This window comes from Francisella sp. 19X1-34, assembly GCF_041102755.1.
In the GTDB taxonomy this organism is placed as follows: Bacteria; Pseudomonadota; Gammaproteobacteria; order Francisellales; family Francisellaceae; genus Francisella.
The window spans coordinates 1-3,677 of record NZ_JBGCTX010000107.1; the positions used below are offsets into that span (position 1 = coordinate 1).

Genomic DNA, 3,677 nt, shown 5'->3' on the forward strand with positions numbered 1-3,677 from the left:
GCACATTTTATGATTAAATTTGAAGATAGGATTGGTAGCCTATGAAAAATTTACACAAAAGTCTGTAAAGGGTCAATCGAGAAAATCAATAAAGACCCAATTCTCAACTAGTAGGGATTCTTCTCTTCTCCAAAAATCCATAACTCGCATAGTGATTTTCTTATCTGTTGGAGCCAACCCTAACCACCCCTCTCCAGTATGTGTTGCATTGATACTTGGCCAACCTGTTGAGGCAATATAACTCCCCTCTGCGAATCTAGCTTTGTGATTGCCTCCTACTCTATCAGGAAATGCTCTAATAAATGGCTCTTGATGCTGCTTTTGGAATCCATCTATTCCTCTGGTGGAACCAATACCACATGGTCCATACCACATTACCTTAGGATGCCAATAGCGTTCTGCGCCTCTACTAGCATATTCATCTTTAGACCTATCTCTTAGACCTATAAATATCATATCCTCAACTAACTTTAGTGATGCTCTTGATGCTTCATCAGGCTGTTGATTAAGTAGTATCCCATCTTGTGTCTGAGGCAATGGAAAAGGAATTTCGGTACCTAAGCTTGAAGGTAATAAAGTGATACCTGCTTGACGTATAATGTCAACAATATCATATAGTATATATGTATCAACAATCTTATTATTTTCTATTTGGTAAAATTCTCCATAACGAATATACGTTATTTTGTTATTTGCCGGTATACCAAGCCAATCATGCTCAAACTCAGCACAATAGTTACCAGTCACTGTAACCCACTGTTTATCATCAAAATCACCTGAGAAGTACACACTCTCAACCCTAGTTCTATTAGGAAAAGCATGTAGAAAATCTTTCCAAAAGATATCTATATATTTATCGATACCTTTTATTATATTAAATGGATAACTTATATTAAAAGTAGCATCTGTAGAATGATACTTACTAAAAATATTTTTAATATTATCTGGAGTTGCATTATTTAACTCTTGCAAGAAACTCCAAACTAACTGTTTATTTTTTTGATGATTAGTATTTGTTGTCATACTTTACTCCTTTACTTAAATTCAGCTGCTCTTGGATGGTCTCCTCGGCGAGCTACAATAACATCTACTTTTTCACTAGTAACATTAGAATATTCACGTACTAATTCTATAGGACAAGTAAATAAATCTCCTTCATGCAAATTAAACTCTCCCTCCGAAGTTTTGACATGGAGACTCCCTTTATGGACAAAAAGAACTTCTTCTTCAAAACGCTTATGCTCAGGGACTATAGCACCTGACTCTAGTCTTAAACGCCTTAAAACAAAATTATGTGACCAATCAATCTTACCTTTACTTAGTGACTCATTAACATTTTGAGGGCCAATGACAGGTATTTCCAAAACTCCTTCAAAGCTATTTAAGCCACCAGTTTCACAGATTTGATCGGTCAATTCAGACTCTAATAAAACTCCTTTTGCTATATCAGCATGACTAAAAGGCTTATACTTAGCTACATCCTCAGCTGTTGTTGCTCTCATAAGTTTTGCACCTTCAGGAATTTTTTCATCCGAAGAAGTATCTATTAACCTACCACCTTCTAGTAAAACTAAACCATGATCCTTAGCATTTTCAAATACATAAGGTGCCCATGTTACTTTACCTGCTGTGCCATCTGTTTTTTGGCCTAGAATACAAAATAAGAAATTATCACCATCTCCTACATTTTCAAAACCTCTAAAAACAGCAGTTGGTAAAGATATAGTGTCTCCTTCATTTAATATTACATGACCGTCACCTCCATCATGCCCCCAGCTAAACTTCCAAGAGCCTTTATGTACTACAAAAATCTCTTCTGTATCATGTGTATGATGTGAGTTCTTACAACCTTTAGGTTGTCTTGCCGCTCCAACATCGAAACCATGGGGAATTTTAATATGTGTTACCTGACCAGGGTTTTCTGAGACGCCCCCTCCAATTAAACAAAAATTCTCCTTTTGATCACTACCTGGGGTTTTAGCATCAATAAATGCTGTTTTGCATGGTTCTAACTCAGCATTTCTTAAAATTCTACTTCTCAAAGTAGAAGAAACATTTTCTAAAGTCATTATTTTCTCCATTTTTAATTTTATACTCTATTTCTTAAGCTATCCCTTGCATCTTCTACCATAGCAGCACAAGCTTGTTTAAGTAGTGAATGCTCTGATGATAAAAGAAAGAGTGTAACTCCCTTATTAAACCAATAATTTAAATCCTGTGTATTAGGTAAAAAGATGCCTAGCCTCTTACCTGCTTTTCTTGCAACTTCACAGATATGTTCTATTGCTTTTTGGACTTGGTCATCTTTTGGAGAATTTGCACCTAGAGATATTGTCAAATCCATTATGCCTATAAATAAGCAATCAAGCCCATCTACTTGGGCTATCTCTTTTATATTGTCTAATGCTTGCTTATCTTCTATTTGTGCTATTACAGTTGTTATTTCTCTATTATTCTCTAGGTTCTGAAATATATTTAAACCTCCATATTCTGCATTCCTAGAAGATCCGGCATATCCTCGACCTCCAGTACAGTATTTAGTAGCTTTTATAACTTTCTTAGCTACCTCTGCTGAGTCCACATGAGGAATAATCACTCCCGTTGCACCACAATCTAGAGCATTTAATATATGATGATCCTGCTTGCTTGGTACCCTTACAAGAGAAGGTTTATTTCTACTCCTAAATGCAAAAATTGCCATATCTAAATCTTTTCTATCAAATGGTGAATGCTCAGCATCTAGGCAAAAAGCCTCGAGTGATGTCTGTGAAAGTACTTCATTAAGCATTAAACTAGGAGTTTTTACAAATGTTCCTAATATTATCTCTCCTGAATTAAGGGCCTTTTTAAAATTAGTATGAGTTATATTCATTTTTTATACTTCTTAATAATCAAATTTCTCTTTGCCTATACCATTTTTGTATAGTCTGGTTAACTTCTAATGGTGATTCTAGAGTACTCAAGTGACCGCACTCTTTTAATATGACAAGATCAGAATCTTTAATTTGTTCATTCATAAACTTATGCTTTTCAACAGGAATTAACATATCTTCCTCACCACAAATAATAAGAGTCGGACAGCGTATTTCTGTTAACGTCCTCAAACTATCAGGTCTTGTCATTAGAGCATTCCATTGGTTCATAAAGGCTTTTAAGGTACCATCTCTTGCCATATTTATAACATCTAAATATAATTGCTTATTTTCTATATTTTTCTTTGCCACATACTTAGGGTATAAATCTTCTATTAGTTTTAGATAGTTAAAACCTTCATCATGTTGTGCCTGAGATAGTTGCTTTTGACGATTATGGCGATTTACATCGGTTTCTCCAGCATAGTTGGTATCTAGCAATACTAAACTTTTTACTAGATTGCTGTTTTGCCTAATTACTTCAAAAGCAACAATACCTCCCATTGATAGTCCTACCAGATCAAAGCATCTATCAGTAAGTTTAAGTACTTCTTCAGCCATTTCTTTGATAGTTTTACAACTATTAAAATTAGCGACATAAACATCTCTATACTTACTGAAGTATTCTAGCTGATGCTTAAATAATCTTTGATCACAGAGAGTCCCAGGTAAGAAAATTATAGGACGATGATCTATCCCGTCAATTTGGGACACTTTTGATGTCAGAAAAAGGAGAGAGAAATGGCTTACAAAAGATACCCAGAA

4 protein-coding genes are annotated in these 3,677 nt (G+C 34.8%); all 4 read right to left on the minus strand.

Features of this window, described 5'->3' with window-relative positions; all coding sequences use genetic code 11:
- Nucleotides 1-72 precede the first annotated feature (72 nt).
- The gene (locus AB8E56_RS11245; RefSeq protein WP_329481150.1) at nt 73-1,023 is read right to left on the minus strand and encodes an ester cyclase; all 951 of its coding nucleotides are present in this window, start codon (nt 1,021-1,023) and stop codon (nt 73-75) included.
- Between the two features lie 11 nt (nt 1,024-1,034).
- Nucleotides 1,035-2,069 (minus strand): cupin domain-containing protein, encoded by a 1,035-nt coding sequence (locus AB8E56_RS11250; RefSeq protein WP_329481152.1) that lies wholly within the window; start codon nt 2,067-2,069, stop codon nt 1,035-1,037.
- A gap of 20 nt (nt 2,070-2,089) precedes the next feature.
- On the minus strand, nt 2,090-2,872 hold the full coding sequence (locus AB8E56_RS11255) for an aldolase/citrate lyase family protein (RefSeq protein ID WP_329481154.1): 783 nt from the start codon (nt 2,870-2,872) through the stop codon (nt 2,090-2,092).
- Nucleotides 2,873-2,891: 19 nt separating this feature from the next.
- Nucleotides 2,892-3,677: alpha/beta hydrolase (locus AB8E56_RS11260; RefSeq protein ID WP_329481156.1), on the minus strand; the 786-nt coding region annotated here is incomplete at its 5' end.

Bases quoted from the DNA above. Each gene is read 5' to 3' on its own strand.
- AB8E56_RS11255 (WP_329481154.1), bottom strand. From the start codon at position 2,872: ATGAATATAACTCATACTAATTTTAAAAAGGCCCTTAATTCAGGAGAG.
- AB8E56_RS11250 (WP_329481152.1), bottom strand. From the start codon at position 2,069: ATGACTTTAGAAAATGTTTCTTCTACTTTGAGAAGTAGAATTTTAAGA.
- AB8E56_RS11245 (WP_329481150.1), bottom strand. From the start codon at position 1,023: ATGACAACAAATACTAATCATCAAAAAAATAAACAGTTAGTTTGGAGT.